Origin of the sequence: Candidatus Hinthialibacter antarcticus (assembly GCA_030765645.1) — a bacterium.
GTDB classification, from domain to species: Bacteria; Hinthialibacterota; Hinthialibacteria; order Hinthialibacterales; family Hinthialibacteraceae; genus Hinthialibacter; species Hinthialibacter antarcticus.
Genome location: JAVCCE010000019.1, coordinates 1 through 18,598 on the forward strand (window position 1 = coordinate 1; position 18,598 = coordinate 18,598).

The following is an 18,598-nucleotide window of genomic DNA, read 5'->3' on the forward strand; positions in this document are numbered from 1 at the left end:
GGGCAGGAAACGGTTTCCATTGTGCGTCCTTTCTAATTCGGAGGGTCGAACATTGAGGCCAGCGGCGGTAAACCAAACGGGGGCCGGGACGACCAAGCGGCCCAGCCCCCATCTATCATAAAGTAATCGGGTGCGTCTGACTATAGTTGATTCGGTCGCGCGCTATCCAAGCAGCGACAAGAACGACTGCGGCAAGAAGTTTGCCTGCGCGAGAATCGAAACGCCTGCCTGTAGCAACACCTGGTTTTGCGCAAATTCGCTTGATTCAAGCGCGATATCTGCATCGCGCAGTCGCGATTCGGCTGCGGTCAGGTTTTCTGATGCGACGCTCAAACTGGCGATGGTACCTTCTAAGCGGTTGGTCGCGGCGCCAAGCAACGAGCGCGTACGATTGACCTGGTCAAGCGCTTCGTCAACGATGCGTAATGCCTCGTCAACGCCTTCGACGGTTCGGATGTCGATATTTTCTATGGTCCGTCCGCTGCCGCGTCCGAAGCCAAGGTTTTGAGAACTTAAATCGCCGATCGCTGTGCGGAAGCGTTGTTCTGCAAATGCGCCGATCTGGAAGTTCACCGCATTGTTCACAACGGAAATCAAGATGGTTGTTCCAGGATCGGGTATCGTTGCGGCCGTTGAGGTGATATCCATGATGCCGTCAAAATCAACTTGCAGCACCTTGGCAACGCCCGTGTTGAAACTGCCGTCGTCTACGAACACCACATCCTGGGCGCCGTTTTGGAACGTGACGGCAGGCCCGCCGTTGAGACGCCCAACGTATTCTTGTCCTTCAACGATGATGGTGTCTGTGCCGACGGTCAGCCCTGTCCCGACGCGGAAGGTCAATTGCGGTTGCACTTTGCCCTCACGGGTCGACTCGGCGCCATACGCAGTCACCATGTCGCCTGCATTTGCACGGAACGCATCGCCGCCGTTGAGCCTGAAGGTTGCGCTTTCGGCGAAGCCTTCATTGATCAATTCGGCGTCATCGGAGATGGTATACGGCGTGGTGGTTGACGTATCGGAATCATTGAACGTCAACGTAAAGTCGAGTTGAGAGTTGTCACGTCCGACATCATCAATGAGTTGCAGCACGCCGCTGGGCGAGAAGGTAAAAATCGCCGATTCAAAGCGCGTCAAATCACCATTTTGGGTATTGCCTGCGCCATAAAAGCGCGTGCGGTAATTCAATTCTGAAATGAGGCCGGAGACCGAAGCAAAAGTAAAATCGGCTAACGCGGCGTCTGTTGTAGCGACATTGCTAAAGGTATAGGTAGACTGGAAGGTCGTACCATCGGCTTCGATCCCGCGCAATGTTACGGTATCGCCGGAACTCACCGAAACGCCGCCCGTGTAAACGCCTGCGACAAATGAACCGTTGAGTTGCAACCCGGCAGTGTTGTGGGTCATCGAAGTGTTGCGGTTGATGATGTTTCCATTGTGATCGCGGAAACTAATTGTGCTTTCGAGTTTGCGGTTTTGGGCGCTTTGCACGTCTTCGACGCTGATTTCAAAGTCGCCGCCGCCAAATGTTGAACCCGTAATGGCCGTAACGGCGTTGCCGATCTGGCCTTGGCCCGACAAGACGGACGCACCACCAATGGCGCCGGAACGCGTAACGCCCACCGCTTGTGTAACCATCTCGCCATTTTTAACCACACGGACCGACAGATCAGACAAATTGACGCTCTCACCAGTGCTGCGAAGCAAGATACGCCCTGCATTGGCGCCTGTCGTTTGTGCGACCGCCGTCGTTTTGAATGTTGTCGGAACATTGGCTGATCCGCCAAAGATGGAAGATTCCGCATTGGCAATGGCTACGCCAATCGCGGAGGTAAAGCCTTGAAAGGTAACGCCAGCAGCCTGGTGAAACGCACTAATCGCGCCGTAGAACTTAGTCGTACCGTCTGAAAGAACACCTTCAAATGAGATGACGTCCGTTCGGGCAACCGAAACGCCGTTGAAAAAACCAGCAGCGATGGTATCGCCGGTTGCGTTTAATCCGGTGCCGTTGGTCAGGCCAGCGTTGCCTTCAGAGAAATAAGCGAGGCTGACGGCGAAGTCAGTGGCATTTTGGATGCCAGCGTTAATCGTGCTGGTGATGCCATTATCATCGAGTCCGCCGACAAATTGTTGGAACCCGTTGCTGGTTTTGACAATATTTAGAAAATGGACGCCGTTTTCAAGCGTGTTGGATGCAGGGCCGCCGTCAATATTGATTCCAAAATTCTGGGGCCCGTCTTGCCCAGGCTTGACCTGGGCGTCCACAGCAAAGTCGCCGTTTAACAACCGGTTTTTGCTGAATTGAGTGGTATCAGCAATGCGGCTGATTTCGTCAATACTTTGAAACACTTCGTCTTGAAGCGCTTGGCGCGCTTGCATATCGTTGACGCCCGTGTTTCCAGCCTGGACGGCCAGAACACGGATGCGGTCGAGGCGGCTGGTCATTTCTTCCATCGCGCCTTCGGCCACGTTAATCATATTGATGCCGTCTTGCGCGTTCATCACGGCGCGGTTTAATCCTCGCACCTGTGAACGGATACGCGTTGCGACGGTCATACCGGCAGCGTCATCGCCGGCGCGGTTGATGCGAAGACCTGAAGACAGGCGTTCGATCGATTTTTCGAGCTGTTGGCTGGTGCGCGACAAATTAAAGTTCGCATTCAGCGCAGCAACATTGTTGTTAATACGCGAGATACTCATGAGCATCCTCCGTGAATGGGGTTCATCCGGCATCCGTGCCGAATGGGTTTTCAGCCGTTTGGGCTGCACCTGCCCGCTATCTGCAGTGGGTGCTGCACTGGTTGACCATTGCCGCCGGGGCGTCGAGTGAGGCGCCTCGGCGATCGTCATCCAGTCGCGGGTCAGGCGTTAGGGCGCTTATTTCCGGCGCAGCGTTGAAGGGCGGTTCCGACGAGTGATCGGACGCGTCTTCGGCTTTGCTGGAATGATTCATGCGCTTGGCGGATGCCCGGCGGCTGTCAAAACGGAGTTTGATCGCTGCCAGGGGGGGCTGTAAACGACGAGCGCATGAAGGGTGCTTTGCGTTTGAGATTGGCCATAGCCAATGTCATGAGAATATTCGCCATTGCCGTCGACGCCAGGAAGTCAACCTGGCCCACTCCGAACTTCACGAAGTGGAGACGGGGCTATGTTGTGTTGCGTGACGTCGCCTACCTCCTTGGGAATCTTTTTTTGGTTTTCTTTAAGCGCAGTTGCGCATAGTTCTATATTTGTTCATCCACTCGCATCCGGTGGGCCAGACTTGGCCCTGGCCGGGGAGGTGGTTTTTTCCTGATAAAAATGTATCGGGTCTTGCGGTGTTTCATTGTTCGTCCCTCTTCGCTTCTTTTGACGGCGCCAGCGCTTGCGTAGAGCTTCGCTGTGATGACCGCCTACACACTGCTTTGAATCTTCGCGTACAGGATTCGAACCCGTCCCGCCTATCTCGAACGCCGCCTCAGGCCGCCCAATCGCGAGTCAGGCGATTGCAGCGCGTTGCGTTCCCTGCCGGGACTTCTGTCGCCCAGGCAAGAAGGAAAGGCCCCTGAAAGCACCGCGACCAAGGCTCCCGCCCCTGCGGGAATGACCAGTTCCTCGGAAACGCAATGGGCGCATTGAGCCGCAGAACCACTGTGTTTCAAGGACCTTCCTTTGCGTTCGTTCTAAGAAACCTGCGCCGTTGGCTGACGCATCACTTCGGGAGCCCTCATTCCCATCCCGTGGATGGAGGAAGAAAAGCTGTATCCGCCGGATGGCATGAGAGGGTAAATTCCGCACCGTCTCGTTCTCCCTACTGGCCCGCCGAATCGCCGTTTGTCGCACCGCACAGCAAAAAGGCGGAGGATGTCGCCGGCAAGCGTCGCCGGTATCCGTTTCTTCGTTATTCGTTCACTGTTTCAACTGCATCCCTGGCGCCGAAGCGCTTTAGGAATACGCCAACCGGCAAGCCGGCGACTGCCGAAATGCTTTGCGTAGTTGTCTACGAAGCCCGTCGGCGAAGTCCATCACTGAGTGAATCAATACCATCGTCGTTCTCCTCGCTGTCAGGTTGCAAGCGTCGTTCAGCAGTAGAAACCATCTCTGTAAGCATCGCTGGACTACACTCCTGAAGAGTCCCCGTCCGGGGGATCGTCTCTTCAACGCCAGGGCCAATGAAACCTTTTCGTTGACACTGGGGTTGAGGCGGCGATCCTTTGTCTGGTTTGTCGTTTTCTCCTTATTTTTAGGCGCAATCCGGGCGGGGTGGAGCTGCGGAGCGTCGTGCTCCACCCCGCTCCGGTTGCAATTACCGAGCGTTTCCAACAACCAAGGGGAAGACCCCTTATCCGAGTAGCGAGAGTAAGTTTTGCGGCAAGAAGTTTGCCTGCGCGAGGACTGACGTCCCCGACTGGAATATGATCTGGTTAGACGTAAAGTTAGAGACTTCTTGAGCGAAGTCCACATCGCTGATGCGTGATTCCGATGCAGACAAGTTTTCTGAAGCCACTGACAGGCTTTGAATGGTCGTTTCTAAGCGATTGGTGAATGCGCCTAGCGCTGCCCGCGTCCGGCTGATTTGGTCAAGAGCCTTGTCGATGATCTCAAGCGACTCATTGGCGCCTTCAACGGTGGTCACGTTGATGTTACTGATGGTGCGTCCACTGTCTAAACCAAAGCCTAAACTTGTTCCATGTAGGCTTGGAATATTGACTTGTAAGTCTTGTCCTTTGAACGGCCCCACCTGAAAATTCAACGCATTGTTGGTGGTGGTCAGCTGTATCGCCATGCCGTTATTGCGCGAGCCATCGGTTGGAGGCCCGGTGATATCGAGGATGGCGTCAAAGTCAAGCATGATGGTTTCGGCTACGCCGTCGCTGAATCCACTTTCAAAGAAGACATTGCTGTCGCCGTTTTGAAAGGTCACTGTGGCGCCGCCGTTGAGGCTGCCGATAAATTCTTTTTCAATAACCGCCGCTGTATCTGTGCCGCGATTGAAGATCGCATCGTCGATAGCCGTGCGGAAACCAGAGCCAAGACGCATCACCAGGCGTTCTTGCGCTTCACCGAATTTTGTCGGCGTCTGCCCCAGCAGTTCAAGCGTATCGCCAATGACGACGCGCTGACGCGGGCCTCCGTCGATGCGAATCGTGGCGGTTTCAGGCGTTCCGTCGAAGATCAATTCGCCGCGGTCGGGTACTGTCCGAGTGGTATTTTGGTCTTTCACTGTGAAGAAGATGCCCGATTTCGAGAAATTGGCCTCATCATCAACCAGACGCAACGTACCGTTGCCCGACACCGTAAGCATGGAGTCTTGGAAGCCGCTTTGCAGGTTCGGGCCGTTGACGCCGCGTGAACGGTCGCGGTAATTCAGTTCATCCACCAAACCGCCTAAGGTCGCGATGGTTCCGTCGCCCAAGTTGGTATCGGTCAATGGGTCTTGGGAAATGGTGAAGATGGTTTCAAAGGTCGTACCATCGACGTTGATTCCCTGCATGGTCAGCGTATCGCCAGTTGCCAGGGCAATACCGGTGTCGTTCGTCGTGAAGGTTCCGTTGACGAAGGTGCCGTTAAGAATGACCTGGTCGTTGGTTCGCGCCAATGAGATACTGCGGTCAATGACCGTGCCGGAGCGCAGACGGAAACCAAGCGTGGTTTCGGTCTCGCGGCGGCGCGGCGGTACGATATCGGTCACTTCGATGCCGAAATCGCCCGAACTAAAGGTCGAGCCAGTGATGGCTTGCGACAAGTTGCCGATTTGAGCGCCCACTTGCTGGCCCTGGACGTAGTCGCGGGTAATGCCCATCGAGTTACGCTGGACGCCAGCCGTAGTAATGACGGTAAAGTTAATATTAAATTGCGACGGCGCATCCGTCGTGCTGGCATTGGTGGTTGTTGTCGTACCCGCCGCTTGTGCGCTCAAGAAGCGCATGCGTCCCAAACCTTGGGCGGTGGTGAAACCGTTTGCCGCCAAAGAAACGTGGGTTTGAACAAACGAACCGGGGATATTCGTCGCAACGCCGCCGAATAATGCGGTTTCGGCGTTATCCACTGCGGTTTGAATTTGCGTTTCGAGGTTGGCCATGGTCTGCGTACCAACGCTGATCGAACCCGCAAACGGGGTCACGCCGTCTGATAACACGCCCTGGAAGGCGATCACGTCGCCGGTAACGGTTGAAACGCCGTCAAACGTGATGGCGTTTAATGCGGTTGTACGCGCGGCGGCTGTCGTCGTGGCGGCTTGTAGGTTGAATTGACCGACGGAAACCGCGACGTCTGTCGCATCGCCGATTCCAGTCGCAAAAAAGGCTTGCCCGTCTTCTTCTTTAAAGGGAAGAAGTTTTTCGGAACCCGCCTCAGTCTGAACGATATTAAGGATTGAAATGCCTGACTTTAGGTTACTGGCATTGGGGTCTTTAGAAACATTAACGCCCAAATCGTCTTGCCCTTTTTTCACTTCCGTCTTGTTGGCGTTGTCGCCAGAGAACAAGAGACGGTTGCTAAAGCGGGCGGTGGACGCAATGCGGTTGACTTCGTCGATTTGTTGGAAGACTTCTTCTTGGATCGCCTGGATGGCTTCGCTGTCGAGTGTGCCTGTGTTTCCGGCTTGAATCGACAGTTCACGAATCCGCTGTAGGCTTTGAACGAGCGCATCAAGCGAGGCTTCAGTGGTATTGACCATACTGATGCCGTTTTGCCCGTTTTGGATGGCTTGGTTAGTGCCGCGGATTTGGGTACGGAGGCGTTCACGAATCGTCAAACCGGCTGCATCGTCGCCAGCGCGATTGATGCGTAAGCCCGAAGACAATCGTTCGATATTTTTGGCGAGCGCGTCGCCATTGGTGTTGAGGTTTCGTGTTGCCCGAATGGCGGCAACATTGTTATTAATGCGGGTAATACTCATGATCGTATCCTCCGTGATACTGAACCCTGACCATCCTGGTCGGGTGTTTGCTTTCCTGGAGTCCGTCTCCAGGGCCGCGAGAGGCTGCCGCCGTTTCCTGAGCGCATCCTGCGCTCTTGGGCTCATCCTTGAGCCGGGCGAATGCCCTTTATTCTAAACTCGCGCCTCAACCAAATTCAATAAAAAGTAAGTATGTTAGTTAGTATCGGCTTTTCACAAAATCCTTTAGACTTTTTTTTATTTTTCTCTGCTGAAGTCTATTCGCCAATACACGTTAAATGATCGACGAATCCCTGCGCGACTTTATACTTTTTTTTGCGTATTTCTTTTTCACTCTTCTCACGCATATATATATTGTCGCCATTATTTGGCAGACTACGGGAGAATTCATTTTCCAGGAGAGACTACAATGGAGTATCATTCATCACGCAGGCAATTTTTGTCCACCGCCGCGCTTGCTGCAATCAGCGCACCCACCGCCCTTTCACAAGCAACGCCTAAAACGATTCTGCTGCGGTCGAGTTGGCAAGACGTCAACATCGGAGACATTGCTCATACGCCTGGCATGATTGAGTTCATCAAACAACGCCTGCCCGGCGTTCGGGTCATTTTGTGGCCCAACCAGATGAACGGCCCGGTTGCGTCGATGCTCTACAAGAAATACCCGAAATTAAAGATCGTGAAAGGCGACCTCAAAAATGGCGAGCCATACGAGCGCGATTTGAAGCAGGCCTTCGAAGACGCCGACTTGTTTCTGCACGGTTCCGGGGCGGGATTTTATACGTTGCCCCACATGCAGGCCTGGAAAAAACGGACGGGCAAACCCTACGGCGTGTTCGGCGTGACATTCTCTTCTGTCAAGGAAACACAAAAAGAGATTCTAAATAGCGCGGCGTTTCTGTTTTGCCGTGAAACCCATTCCATCAAAAATCTGCGCGAGGCGGGAATTCATTCTCCCGTGATTGATTTTGCGCCGGACGCGACCTTCAACTTGAATCTAAGCGATGACGCCAAAGCAACCGCCTACATGAAGAAACGCGGACTGGTTGAGAACGAGTTTATCTGCTGTGTACCGCGTTTGCGCTACACCCCTTACCACCTGATGAGGATGGTCGGATGGAGCGAGGACGAAATCCTACAAAAAACCAGCGTCAATGAACTGCACAAAGAAGCCGATCACGCCAAAATGCGGGCGGCGATTGTCCGTTGGGTGCGCGAAACCGGCAAGAAGGCGCTGCTCTGCCCTGAAATGACCTACCAGATCGCCCTATTAAAACCCATGTTGTTCGACCCGCTGCCGGATGATGTAAAGAAAAACGTGGTCATACGACAGGTCTATTGGCGGCCTGATGAAGCGGCGTCTGTCTATCGGCGGGCTTTTGCCGTCATCAGCATGGAATGCCACTCGCCGATTATCGCCGCCGTGAATGGAACGCCATTCATGTATCTGCGCCAGCCGCAAGACACCATCAAAGGGCAAATGTATTACGACATTGGCGCTGACGATTGGGTCTTTGAGATTGAAGAATCCACGGGCGTACAAATCTCAGACAGGCTGATGGAAATGGCTTCATCGCCGGAGCAGACGAAAAACGATCTGGCGAATGCAATGGAAAAGGTAAATGAACGCTATAAAGCAGCGGCAAAGATCATGCAGGATTTTTTGCCACTATAAAACATAAAAATACACAGCATAAAAATGACAGGCGCTGCCCGCCAAGACGAAGCAATGCCAGATGGCATGATGATACGGAAGATTTTTTTTGATATAAAAAATCACGCCGAAGGTATAAAATAACCCGCCCGCCAGCAGCCACAAGAACCCATCATAAGCAATCGCATCGACCAAAGGCTTGAATGCAATCACTGCCACCCAGCCCATGCCGATATACACCAGCGACGAGATGACCCGCCAACGTCCGGTTGTGAATATTTTGAGGCCGATACCGACCAACGCCAGCCCCCAGATCACGCCGAAGAGCGACCATCCCCACGCGCCGCGTAAGGTCACCAGGGTAAACGGCGTGTAACTGCCAGCTATCAATAAATAAATAGATATATGGTCGAAGATACGAAACGTCCGTTTCAAGTCCGGCGCCTGGACAGCGTGATACAGCGTCGAAGTAGAATAGAGGATGACCAGGGTGGCGCCGTAGATACTGACGCTGACGATGCGCCAGGCGTCGCCGTTGGACGAAGCCTCGACCACCATGCCAATCAGCGCGATGACCCCTAAGATGACGCCCGCGAGATGGGTGAGAATATTCGCCCGTTCTTCAGCAGGCGTGTAGACATGCGGAATGTTGTGCGACACCTTCGCTTCCAATCTAAATCAACAATATATATGAATGATCATTTAAGAGACTTCAAGCAAGTATAGGGTACAACAATCCAGATAAAATTCACGGTTGGAGCGCTGCGGCCTGAATGGTTATTATTGTAAGTTGTAGGGTGGGATGAATGGAATGAATCCCACCATTTGTTATTAGTAAGTTTATATTGGTGGGATTCGCTTCGCTCATCGCCACCCTACTTGAAAAAGTTTAATTCGATTAACCATCAATCAAGGGCTGTCCGCTTCGCGGCCTTGCCCTTGCCACCCATTCATCCTCGGCAATTCTTTTACAATCAGTGAAATGATCAGATATGTTGTCAGGGAGACCAGAATTATAGAAATATCCATTATTGGGGTTTCTAATTAAAAAGGTGTATAGATATTGAGATGATTTGATAATAATATCTAATTCTGGAGATTGCATAAATTCAACCTCATCAAGATGAGCAATAAATTTGTCTCTATATATTTTCGCCTTTTTGATTTCGAGTTCACAGAGCATTGCATTGATAAAATTAGTTTCATTAGCAACTAGTTTTGAATAGTAATGCTTTCCCTTTTTGTCACAAAAAAGTTTACACCACTCTAAAATGCAAATATCTAAATTGTTATTCTTAACTGTTATCCTCAGAGATATTAAATTATTTACGGCAAGACAAAAAAATCTTGCAACGCTTTCAATCGCGAGGGGCCAACATTCGAGACGCCGTCAACTTCGTCCCAGGACTTGAAACCGCCCAGCCGTTGGCGTTCCAGCAAAATCGCCTTGGCCAGCTGCGGGCCGATGCCGGAGACTTGCTGCAATTGCTGCATCGTCACCCGGTTGAGCGACGGCTTGGCGTTTCGCTGGGCGCGATTGAAAAGTGGATATTCATACGGAACGCGGCGAGCGACCGTCGGCGAGAACACCGGGATTGGTCGGGGCGTGGGTTGAAGCGCCTGTTGTCGCAAGAAGGCCTCGATCTCTTCCATCTTGGCGGCGCCGATGCCGGAGACTTCCATTAATTGTTCAAGCCGAACAAACCCGCCATTGGTCGCGCGAAAATCAAGAACCCGTTGCGCGAGCACCTCGCCCACGCCGGGCAGTTGCTCGATTTCTTTTTTGGAAGCACGGTTAAGATAGGCCAGCGCGGCGTCTGGTTGAGGCTGCGCGGCGGGAATGACGGGCGCCGTCTCGCTCAGGGTGGGGACGGGCTGCGCGGCGGCGTCGAAAGGGGTCCCGCCCTGGCGGGCGATAATCACCTCGGCGGTTTTGGGCGCGCCGCGATAGTTCTGCCACGCCACGCCGCACAACAACACGGTAACCAATAACAACGCCAATAGGGTTTCGCTCTTGTTCATAGCGCCTATTGCAACACGAGAAATATGGTTTGTTCAAGGACAAGCCAACGTGTGGATAAAAATTTCTGCTAGAAACGAACGGTTTGGATTTCGCCCCACACCATCGGCCCAAGCGGCATAAACGGAACATAAATACGAACAGAGGCGGATTGATTGGGCAGCAGTTTTCGCGACAACCGCATGTAACCGGTCAGGCTGTCTTGGGTCAACGGTGCATACGCCCTCTGCGGCGGACGCACCCACGCCGAACGCGCCCAACCATCAATGCCTCTCACAAAATACAACACCTGGCTTTCACGCTGGTACGCGTCGCCGTTGAAGAACCACGTCCAGTTGTCTTGCCAGGGCAGCGGCGCGTCGATGGTTTCGCCGAGCGCTCCTTTTTGTGAAAGAAACATGCCGCGCCCGCCGGTTTCTTGCGGGCTGTGCCGCCACGCGCACCAGAACACCGCATCAGACTGCGCCCCCGGCTTCGCGACAGCGGTCGCATCAATCACGCCCACGCGTACGGTCGCGCTGGTGGTTTGCACCACCACTTCAGCGGCGTGAAATTGATAGACGTGATCGCCAAAGTCTACGGAGAAATCCATCCCCCCCTGAGCGTTAGGGCGAAATAGTTTTGGAGCCACGTCAGCGCGGTCGCCGACGAACAATTGCAACTCGCCCTGCGCCGCTTGCAGCGTTCCACTAGCGGTCAGAACAATTCCATTGGGGATAGAACGGACAATTTCTTCTTGGCTATAGACAAAATGAGAAGCAAGAGCGAAAAGGCTCAATGCGCTGAGGCAGGCCGTCATGCAGCGGAAGAATCGCGTCAACATAAGACTATCGTAAAACAAAATTGGGCCGGGAGAACCCCGGCCCAATAGAAATTGTCTACGAAATAGCGCTTAGGCTTCTTTTTCGACCAAGACTTTGAGTTCGGCGATGGTCTCGCTGGAAAAACGCACCGGGACGGTATAAACGCCCAAGGCTTTGATGGGTTCGTCGAGTTGAATCTTGCGGCGATCCACAACAACGCCTTTTTCCGCCAACGCGTCGGCGATGTTCTGGGCGGTGACGCTACCGAACAGGCGATCTTCGTCGCCCGCCTTCACGTGAATTTTGACCATGGTGCTCGCCAAGCGGTTGGCGACGTCTTGTTCGGTTTTCAACACGCGTTTGCGCTTGTCAAGCAACATCTTTTTGGTGTGCTCAAGCGCTGCCGCATTAGCGCTGGTCGCGATGAACGCCAGCCCTTTGGGGATCAAAAAGTTGCGGGCGTATCCGCCTTTGACTTTAACAACGTCGCCTTCGACGCCTAAGTTTTTGATGCTTTCAGCCAAGATTACTTCCATGATTCTGTTCCTTCCTATCAATCAAGACGGACGCTTTGTCCGCAATTCGTCCAAGTTTAAATTTGCAAACGAGAATTATGCTCGCAGAAGTGAGTTTTTCCAAGGGTAACAGCCCGTTGAGGCGATAAATCGCGCAGGCCCGTCATGACAGCCGTTGAAGTCCTATTATAATGTCACATCTTCGTTTCGAGATATGAGGCTTATGTACAGACGACTTCCTTTTGTTTTATTTTTGCTTGCGCTGGTCATTTCTGTTGATTTTTGCTTGCGAATTTTTCTATTCGACGCCGCGCCGCCGGTCCATCCTCCCACGTTGGAGCAATATGTGGACTTCCTGGCTCCACAGCAGGTCGGCGCGTTGAACCCCAACTTGCCCCTTCTAACAACATCAGAATCGACGCTCAACCACTTTGGCATGAGAGCGGGCGAGGTTCAAATCAAAAAGTCCCCAGACATCGTGCGCATTGCTTTGATGGGCGACTCGACCACGTATGGATGGGGCGTTTCGCAAGACAAAACCTTCGCCGCTCAGTTAGGCGCGCTTCTCAACCAAGACGATGGGCCGAAAGTCGAAACGCTCAACTTCGGCGCACCGGGGTTCACGTCTTATCAAACCTTGAAGCAATACGAATGGCTGGTGCATAACTTTGACCCCGACGTTCTGGTGCTCGCCTTCGGCCTCTACGACGGCTTCGAAGCCCGCGTCTCGGACGCCGAATGGTACGCCCCGCTCGAACAAGCCGGGACCGGCAAACAGCCCGGCCTACTCGACCGTTTCAGCGCGTTGGTACACTGGCGAAATACGCGCAAGCAAAACGCCGCGCTCCAACAAGTTCAATCGCTCTACACCACCCGATTGCAATCCGACGAATGGGTGGAGCGCGTTTCCAATGATGAGATGACCGCCAACCTCTCCGCGATCATCCAACACCACAAGCAAGACGGCGGTTCGGTCATTTTGGCGAACCTCAATTTATTGAATTACCGCACGGAAAAACCCTTACAAACATTGGCGCAAGACATGGGCGCCGCCTATATGGACGCCCGCTCTATGTTTGACAACGTGGGAGGCCGCAGCGAACGTGAACGCGCCGCCAACCTAAACGTCGCGCCAGCCAAACGCACCGAAACCGCTTTTAATGAAACGCCTCGCGTCACCTTTCGGCTCTATGCGCCGCCGGGCAAATTTAAGGTTAAGGGATTCTCGATTGTCGGTCCAAACGATTGGCTGGGCGGCGGCGTTCCAGGCCGCGTGCAGTTATATGATGATGGAACTCATGGCGACGAACGCCCTCTCGATTCGGTCTGGACGCTAACCACCGACTCGCCACCCGCCCGACCGATTGATTACGCCTTTACGCCGACGCTCAAAGAAGGAGCATGGAGCGACCAGAAAAACGACGCGCTGAACGATGAGAAGAACCACGCCTTTTACTATCGCCTGCCCGAAATCCACTGGGCGAACGCCGTCAATGAGAGGACGGTGATCCATGAATTCGGCGCCGCGCCGTTTGAGGAATTTCTACTGCCGGATACAGAAGCGCTGCCCAATGCGCAAGGACACGCCGCCATCGCGCGACGACTGGCGAGCGTAATTCAACAACACGCCCTGCCCGCGCAAAACGTGATTACACGAAAAGAATAAATTGACCGGGTAAATTCAACACACACATCATGCACAGGCAGGATGCGATTATTTCACGATGGGCAGGGCCGTCCAGCGGCCATTGTTTTGGACGCAGAGCATTTTTACTTTGCTTTGAATAAATGAGTTGCGATAGGGCGCTTTGACGCGCGCGCTGACTAAAATGGTTTCCCCGGTCGTTTTTAGATTCAACTCATCCAAAGGCGCATCGACTGCTTCAACCGTATACAGACACTGCGCCGTAAATGCGCGCGGGTCAGGGCCTTTGCTGCGGGTGGGGTCGCTGGCGATATACGACGGCGACAACGCAACCTCATATTGGCTGGATACTGGCAGCGCTTCGTCTGGGTTGAACGAAGCCAACGCCTGCTCAACCGTGGACGCCGCCAGCCAGTCGGTTTGCAATTTCACCAAACCACGATGGGCGCCGTTCGCCTTTTGTTGAATGCGCATCGAAAGCCCGATGTGCATTATCAGAAATACGCTGATAATCACCAAGACGGTCGTAAGAAACGCAAAGCCGCGCTGATTGTGTTTTGCCTTCATGGCCGCGCTCCCTTCACCGACGCCAACAGCAACAACCGCTGCCCTTTGCGCTGCCCGGGCCGCTCCACGCCGGGGCGGGCCCATTCAAGGCGCACCATCCCGCCGGTGATGCTGACCGCAAGATGGGCGCCGTTTAGCGACGTCACCGTCTCAGGCAAAGCGTTCGATACGTCGCGGACGAGATCGCCGTCTTCAATAACGTAGCGCACCGTTCGCTGTTGGAAGCCGTCTTCGATCTGCGTCAGCGCCAGCAAGGCGTCGTCCGGCGTTTGCGCCTGGATGGAGGATTCGATATCAGAACGCAGCCGCTCCAACACCAGTTCGCCTTGGTTCGCCTGGTGCAAATTGGTGCTCGCCATGCGGTTGACCTTTTCCATACCGATCCACAAGCGCCCCACCACGCCGCTCATCACCGTCAATATCAGCACCACGATCACAAGCTCTAGCAATGTGAATCCACGAGTCGGTTTCATGGCGTCGCCTCCGCCGCCTGGCGCCGCGCAATCAGGCGAAAATGGGTTTCTGATGGAAGACCGGGGTGTTGCAGCAGATGGACTTGCATCTCAACCAAACCCGCGACGCCGGTTTGCGCCACAGTGTAATAGCCGTTCATGCGCTGTGCGCCGAATTCCTCCAACGCAATCGGCAGCGGCTGCTGCGCATCAGACGGCGGCGGCAATTCGTCCATTCCGTTGAGCGCCGTCATTTCCGATTGGAGGATGGCGTGAATTTGGGTGCGGTCGATCAGTTGTTTATGAACTACGATGTTCTGCGTCCAGACCGAGAAGGTACCCCCGAACAAGATGCCTATAATCGCGATGACAATCAGCAGTTCGATTAAGGTGAATCCTTGTTCGGCGGTTTTGTGTTTGATGGGTTTGCGGATCCGATACGCGGGCCAAATCCAATCGCTCCAAGTCACCATGCGGGGAATATACGCGCAGGCGATGACCAGAGGCGCAATCACTAGCAGCATGACTGGATTCATAGTAAATGTAATAAACCGCAGCATCGTCTGTAAGAAATTATGATGAGACATAAAAGAACTTGAATTAAAAATCCATTGCGCACTTAAACTAGTCAGCAAGTGATAGAGAACACTCAAAACGAACATCCCCATCATTACGATAAAGGCGAATTTCGGTAAGCATTGAAATACCAGAAACACCGTGACCGTAACCGCCAATATCGCTGTCGCCGTGAGTTGAATTTCTTGAAAATCATTCGCCAGGGCGCTGATCAAGATTAACGCGACCAACGAAAGCGAAATGGTCATACGCGCCAGGCGGTCGTTTTTGATGGAATACGCCATCAATATAATGCTCAAGAGGCTGAATATCTCCGTCGCAATCACTGCGATAAATGCAGATTCTGAAGATTTCACCACTTCTTTGCTCACCGCGAACACACAATAAGCAATGAATAATCCGGCAATCACAAATACAACCGTTTGGAAGATCCACCAGATCGAAAGCAGCAATCGTATCTCGAAGCGGGGCGGTTCCGTGTTTTGCGGTTCCGTTTTTTGTAGAGCGAGATTCATCAGAAGCGCTCCCTTAGCTGGTGATGGTGAACGTCGTCGTGATTAACGGGATAATGAAATTCACCAGCGGCAAATAAAACACCAACAACATCAGCGTCACCATGACGGCGACCGCCAACAACAAGACTGGCTCCATAAATTCCCGGACGAAACTCGCGGTCAGATCCATTTGGCGGTGATGGTGTTGCGCCAGGCGTTCGAGCGTTTCGGCGAGTTCTTCGCCGCCGCCGGTTTGCGCCAACATCCACAAGGTCGCGGGCGGGACTAACGTGTGAGGGTCTTGCGGCTCGAAATCCTGCCCCGACGCAATCGCGGCGTCAACCTCATCCAGCGCCTGATGAAGCGCAGGGTTTTCGACCGCCTGCTTGGTGATCGCAACCGCTTCGCGTCCGCTGCGCCCCGCTCCCGTCAACACGCCGAGCATTTCACAGACTTCGCCCGCTTTGGCGTGGCGCTGAACCGCGCTGAGAAACGGCAAGCGCATCGCCAGCGTCTCACCAAACGAAGAGCCGCCGGAACGATGTTCCGCCAACGACCCCAGGCTGCCGACCACCAGCCACGCCAGATAAAACAACATCCCCATTACCACGGTCGCCATCACGGGACCGTATTGAATTATAGTTTGGCCGACATACGACGCCTGTTGCCCGCTCATTGCGGTGATTTTTTCGTAATTGGGCGCGACCAATAACATCACCACCGCCATATCGACCAACAACACCGTCCAGATCAAAAACGGATAGATCATGCACTTTTGCAGGCGGTGTTGCATCTCGCGGGCGAAGGTCAAATAGCGCCCTGAGTTGCGCAACATAGCGGGCAACGCCTGGCCTTGTTCGGCGGCCTTCACCATGCGCTGCAACGGCGCCGGAAAGAAACGCGGATAATTGCCCAGCGCCTCCGACAACGGCGAACCCAGCCGCACCAACTCCGCGATTTTTTCTTGCGCCGAGCGCCAGTTTTTGTCGGAGGTCTCCTGGCTCATGACCCTGATCGCCTTATCGAGCGGAAGGTTCAAACGCGCAGCGGCGGACAGTTGTTCGACAAATAATATGAGATGTTCCCATTGATAGCGGGCCATTTTGCGCTCCTTAAGGACCAAATGTTACGATGAACCCAGCCGACATCACGCCGTTGCTGGGGCCATAAACCGTGATGGGTTGACCGACCGGCCAAACTTGCGACTCTTCAATCAGCGGGCTTACGCTATACAGCGAATAATTGGCGTTGCCGCCATAACCGTAGGGCGAAAGAGGCATGCGCTGGCCATCATTCATCTGGAGAAAATTGATGTACGAATACCCCAGATATTTCGAGCGTTTTCGGATGAGGTCTTGCGCCTTCACGCTATTGCTCATCAGAAAAGCATCGGACGGGATGTAGGACAAATAGGCGAACGGCGTGGTCAGCAGCGTCAAATCCGGCGGCGACGCGGCGCCTGCCACCCGATTTTGGGGATAGGCGTCGTTGTCTAGGTGATAGGTTTCCAGCGCCCACATAATGAGTTCCTGGTCGCTGATTGCGCGCGCCATTTGCGCCCGTGAGACGGCGTTGAGAAAATTAGGCATGGAGATCGACGCCAGGATGGTCAAAATCACCATCACCGTCATCAATTCAATCAAAGTAAACCCGCTCGACCGAGTTCGATCTTTCATAGCGAAGGTCCTTTCCGGCTTAGGATGCCGATTCTAAATGCGTTTGCGGGGGGTCGGGTTCTTTCGACTCAGCGGCGATTTCCGGCTTGAATTCATGAAGAACGCCCTGTTCGCGAAAGACATCGACCGCTTCTTTGGAGTACATCTTCTCGAAGAACGCGCCGCGTGAATCCCATTCGGACGCGCTGCGGTCAATCTGACTGACCAACCCCCAAGCGCCGCCCAGGGCGAGCGCACACACCGCCGCCGCGCCCACCGCCCAGTTGCGCACCGACTGCCAGTTTTGCCGCGACCAGTCTTCATACAGCCGTACCTGGCGCTTCACGCGCGGGACCAATTCTTGGGGCGCGTCGCTGACCTCCGCCGCCCAACCGTCGAAGCGCCCCAACAGGCCGCGCCATTGCGCTTCTTCGGCGCGGCACGACTCGCATTGGTTGAGGTGCTGCACAAATGCGGTTTGCTCCGGCTCGCTCAACTCGCGGTAGAGGTGTTCGGGCCAGCGCGATTGAATTTCGTCACAGGTAAAGCGCATGGTTCGCCCTTTCTATTGGTCTTCCGAGCCGTTGGCTTGATGGTTGATATTCACGGCGCATAACAGTCCGCGAAGTTTTTTCAGGGTTTGATGCAACGTCGCCTTGACCGTCCCGACTGACAGCCCCATTGCTTCGGCGATTTCGTTCATTTTGAGGTTTTGAAAATGGCGTAAGACAAACACCGCCCGTTGTTTTTCCGTCAGCGATTCCATCGCGAGCTGTAGTTCGTTCCAGTCTTCGCTTTGCGCGGCGCGTTCGGCGGGGCCGGCGCTGCGGTCGATGCGGGCGAGGTCAATGATTTTTTCATCGACTTTGATTTCCGCGCGGGGCAGCGTACGCAGCCGGTCGATGCACGCGTTAATGGCGATGCGATACGTCCAGCGTTCCAAATTAAACTGAACATTGAGTTTCGGCGCGAACCGCCATACTTTGAGAAATACTTCCTGCGAAGCGTCGAGCGCTTCTTCGCGGTCGCCCAACATGCGCAGCGCGGTAAAATACACCCGCCGTTGAAAGCGCCGCACATAAATCTCAAAGGAACCCGGGTCGCGGGCTTTGATTCCCCGGATGAGGTCGTCATCGCTGTGCATTGAGTTCTCCCCAAAATCAATTGGCACGTTCGATCATTAAAGACGGTAATCTATAGGATAAGGTTTAGTCCAGTAGAATAAGAAATTATTCAATGGTTATGTTTGGCGGGTTCCGGCGTCAATGTCATTGCGACCGAAGGGGCTTTCGGCCCTGTTGCACAGGCGCTCATAGAGTTGCACCCACGCCGAAGCC

Annotated in this window: 17 protein-coding genes; 2 read left to right on the plus strand and 15 right to left on the minus strand. The window is 53.9% G+C overall.

What is annotated here, in order from left to right; all coding sequences use genetic code 11:
- Window positions 1-162: 162 nt before the first annotated feature.
- From P9L94_05915 to P9L94_05925, 3 genes are all read right to left on the minus strand, one after another.
- Window positions 163-2,700, minus strand: coding sequence for a flagellin (locus tag P9L94_05915; protein MDP8243597.1), 2,538 nt, complete (start codon window positions 2,698-2,700; stop codon window positions 163-165).
- 76 nt (window positions 2,701-2,776) lie between these two features.
- Entirely contained in the window at window positions 2,777-2,953 is a 177-nt protein-coding gene (locus P9L94_05920) for a hypothetical protein (GenBank protein MDP8243598.1), read from the minus strand.
- A gap of 1,368 nt (window positions 2,954-4,321) precedes the next feature.
- The gene (locus tag P9L94_05925; protein ID MDP8243599.1) at window positions 4,322-6,880 is read right to left on the minus strand and encodes a flagellin; all 2,559 of its coding nucleotides are present in this window, start codon (window positions 6,878-6,880) and stop codon (window positions 4,322-4,324) included.
- A gap of 409 nt (window positions 6,881-7,289) precedes the next feature.
- Here P9L94_05925 and P9L94_05930 point away from each other — a divergent pair, with 409 nt between their 5' ends.
- Window positions 7,290-8,555 carry a polysaccharide pyruvyl transferase family protein gene (locus P9L94_05930; GenBank protein MDP8243600.1) on the plus strand — a complete coding sequence of 422 codons (1,266 nt, stop codon included), beginning with the start codon at window positions 7,290-7,292 and terminating at the stop codon, window positions 8,553-8,555.
- On the opposite strand, the gene P9L94_05935 is transcribed toward P9L94_05930, so the two are convergent.
- The 5 genes from P9L94_05935 to rplI all read right to left on the minus strand — a co-directional run bounded on the left by P9L94_05935 (window position 8,550) and on the right by rplI (window position 11,893).
- Window positions 8,550-9,194, minus strand: coding sequence for a hemolysin III family protein (locus P9L94_05935; GenBank protein ID MDP8243601.1), 645 nt, complete (start codon window positions 9,192-9,194; stop codon window positions 8,550-8,552). The two genes, P9L94_05930 and P9L94_05935, sit on opposite strands and share 6 nt — an antisense overlap.
- Window positions 9,195-9,432: 238 nt before the next feature.
- Entirely contained in the window at window positions 9,433-9,639 is a 207-nt protein-coding gene (locus tag P9L94_05940; protein ID MDP8243602.1) for a hypothetical protein, read from the minus strand.
- Between the two features lie 221 nt (window positions 9,640-9,860).
- Entirely contained in the window at window positions 9,861-10,556 is a 696-nt protein-coding gene (locus P9L94_05945) for a helix-hairpin-helix domain-containing protein (protein ID MDP8243603.1), read from the minus strand.
- Window positions 10,557-10,624: 68 nt separating this feature from the next.
- Window positions 10,625-11,377, minus strand: a complete 753-nt coding sequence (locus tag P9L94_05950) for a hypothetical protein (GenBank protein MDP8243604.1) — start codon at window positions 11,375-11,377, stop codon at window positions 10,625-10,627.
- 69 nt (window positions 11,378-11,446) lie between these two features.
- Complete coding sequence (gene rplI, locus P9L94_05955) at window positions 11,447-11,893, minus strand: 50S ribosomal protein L9 (GenBank protein MDP8243605.1); 447 nt, start codon at window positions 11,891-11,893, stop codon at window positions 11,447-11,449.
- A gap of 202 nt (window positions 11,894-12,095) precedes the next feature.
- Here rplI and P9L94_05960 point away from each other — a divergent pair, with 202 nt between their 5' ends.
- Entirely contained in the window at window positions 12,096-13,538 is a 1,443-nt protein-coding gene (locus P9L94_05960; GenBank protein ID MDP8243606.1) for a GDSL-type esterase/lipase family protein, read from the plus strand.
- Between the two features lie 48 nt (window positions 13,539-13,586).
- On the opposite strand, the gene P9L94_05965 is transcribed toward P9L94_05960, so the two are convergent.
- From P9L94_05965 to P9L94_05995, 7 genes are read right to left on the minus strand one after another with little or no spacing between them, the layout of a single operon-like run.
- Entirely contained in the window at window positions 13,587-14,084 is a 498-nt protein-coding gene (locus tag P9L94_05965; protein MDP8243607.1) for a hypothetical protein, read from the minus strand.
- Complete coding sequence (locus P9L94_05970; GenBank protein MDP8243608.1) at window positions 14,081-14,557, minus strand: type II secretion system protein; 477 nt, start codon at window positions 14,555-14,557, stop codon at window positions 14,081-14,083. The genes P9L94_05965 and P9L94_05970 overlap by 4 nt, the downstream gene beginning before the upstream one ends.
- Window positions 14,554-15,627 (minus strand): prepilin-type N-terminal cleavage/methylation domain-containing protein, encoded by a 1,074-nt coding sequence (locus P9L94_05975; protein MDP8243609.1) that lies wholly within the window; start codon window positions 15,625-15,627, stop codon window positions 14,554-14,556. Before P9L94_05975 ends, P9L94_05970 begins: the two co-directional genes overlap by 4 nt.
- Before the next feature lie 13 nt (window positions 15,628-15,640).
- Window positions 15,641-16,708 (minus strand): type II secretion system F family protein, encoded by a 1,068-nt coding sequence (locus P9L94_05980; protein MDP8243610.1) that lies wholly within the window; start codon window positions 16,706-16,708, stop codon window positions 15,641-15,643.
- A 10-nt stretch (window positions 16,709-16,718) separates the two neighbouring features.
- A complete protein-coding gene (locus P9L94_05985; protein ID MDP8243611.1) occupies window positions 16,719-17,282 on the minus strand; it encodes a prepilin-type N-terminal cleavage/methylation domain-containing protein in 564 nt (187 codons plus the stop codon).
- Window positions 17,283-17,301: 19 nt separating this feature from the next.
- Window positions 17,302-17,814 carry a zf-HC2 domain-containing protein gene (locus P9L94_05990; protein MDP8243612.1) on the minus strand — a complete coding sequence of 171 codons (513 nt, stop codon included), beginning with the start codon at window positions 17,812-17,814 and terminating at the stop codon, window positions 17,302-17,304.
- Between the two features lie 12 nt (window positions 17,815-17,826).
- Entirely contained in the window at window positions 17,827-18,405 is a 579-nt protein-coding gene (locus tag P9L94_05995; protein MDP8243613.1) for a sigma-70 family RNA polymerase sigma factor, read from the minus strand.
- Window positions 18,406-18,598 lie beyond the last annotated feature (193 nt).

Excerpts from the sequence above, each read along its gene's own strand:
- P9L94_05915 (MDP8243597.1), bottom strand. The coding sequence starts at position 2,700 with ATGAGTATCTCGCGTATTAACAACAATGTTGCTGCGCTGAATGCGAAC.
- P9L94_05920 (MDP8243598.1), bottom strand. The coding sequence starts at position 2,953 with ATGAATCATTCCAGCAAAGCCGAAGACGCGTCCGATCACTCGTCGGAA.
- P9L94_05925 (MDP8243599.1), bottom strand. The coding sequence starts at position 6,880 with ATGAGTATTACCCGCATTAATAACAATGTTGCCGCCATTCGGGCAACA.
- P9L94_05930 (MDP8243600.1), top strand. The coding sequence starts at position 7,290 with ATGGAGTATCATTCATCACGCAGGCAATTTTTGTCCACCGCCGCGCTT.
- P9L94_05940 (MDP8243602.1), bottom strand. The coding sequence starts at position 9,639 with ATGCAATCTCCAGAATTAGATATTATTATCAAATCATCTCAATATCTA.
- P9L94_05945 (MDP8243603.1), bottom strand. The coding sequence starts at position 10,556 with ATGAACAAGAGCGAAACCCTATTGGCGTTGTTATTGGTTACCGTGTTG.
- P9L94_05950 (MDP8243604.1), bottom strand. The coding sequence starts at position 11,377 with ATGTTGACGCGATTCTTCCGCTGCATGACGGCCTGCCTCAGCGCATTG.
- rplI (MDP8243605.1), bottom strand. The coding sequence starts at position 11,893 with ATGGAAGTAATCTTGGCTGAAAGCATCAAAAACTTAGGCGTCGAAGGC.
- P9L94_05960 (MDP8243606.1), top strand. The coding sequence starts at position 12,096 with ATGTACAGACGACTTCCTTTTGTTTTATTTTTGCTTGCGCTGGTCATT.
- P9L94_05965 (MDP8243607.1), bottom strand. The coding sequence starts at position 14,084 with ATGAAGGCAAAACACAATCAGCGCGGCTTTGCGTTTCTTACGACCGTC.
- P9L94_05970 (MDP8243608.1), bottom strand. The coding sequence starts at position 14,557 with ATGAAACCGACTCGTGGATTCACATTGCTAGAGCTTGTGATCGTGGTG.
- P9L94_05975 (MDP8243609.1), bottom strand. The coding sequence starts at position 15,627 with ATGAATCTCGCTCTACAAAAAACGGAACCGCAAAACACGGAACCGCCC.
- P9L94_05980 (MDP8243610.1), bottom strand. The coding sequence starts at position 16,708 with ATGGCCCGCTATCAATGGGAACATCTCATATTATTTGTCGAACAACTG.
- P9L94_05985 (MDP8243611.1), bottom strand. The coding sequence starts at position 17,282 with ATGAAAGATCGAACTCGGTCGAGCGGGTTTACTTTGATTGAATTGATG.
- P9L94_05990 (MDP8243612.1), bottom strand. The coding sequence starts at position 17,814 with ATGCGCTTTACCTGTGACGAAATTCAATCGCGCTGGCCCGAACACCTC.
- P9L94_05995 (MDP8243613.1), bottom strand. The coding sequence starts at position 18,405 with ATGCACAGCGATGACGACCTCATCCGGGGAATCAAAGCCCGCGACCCG.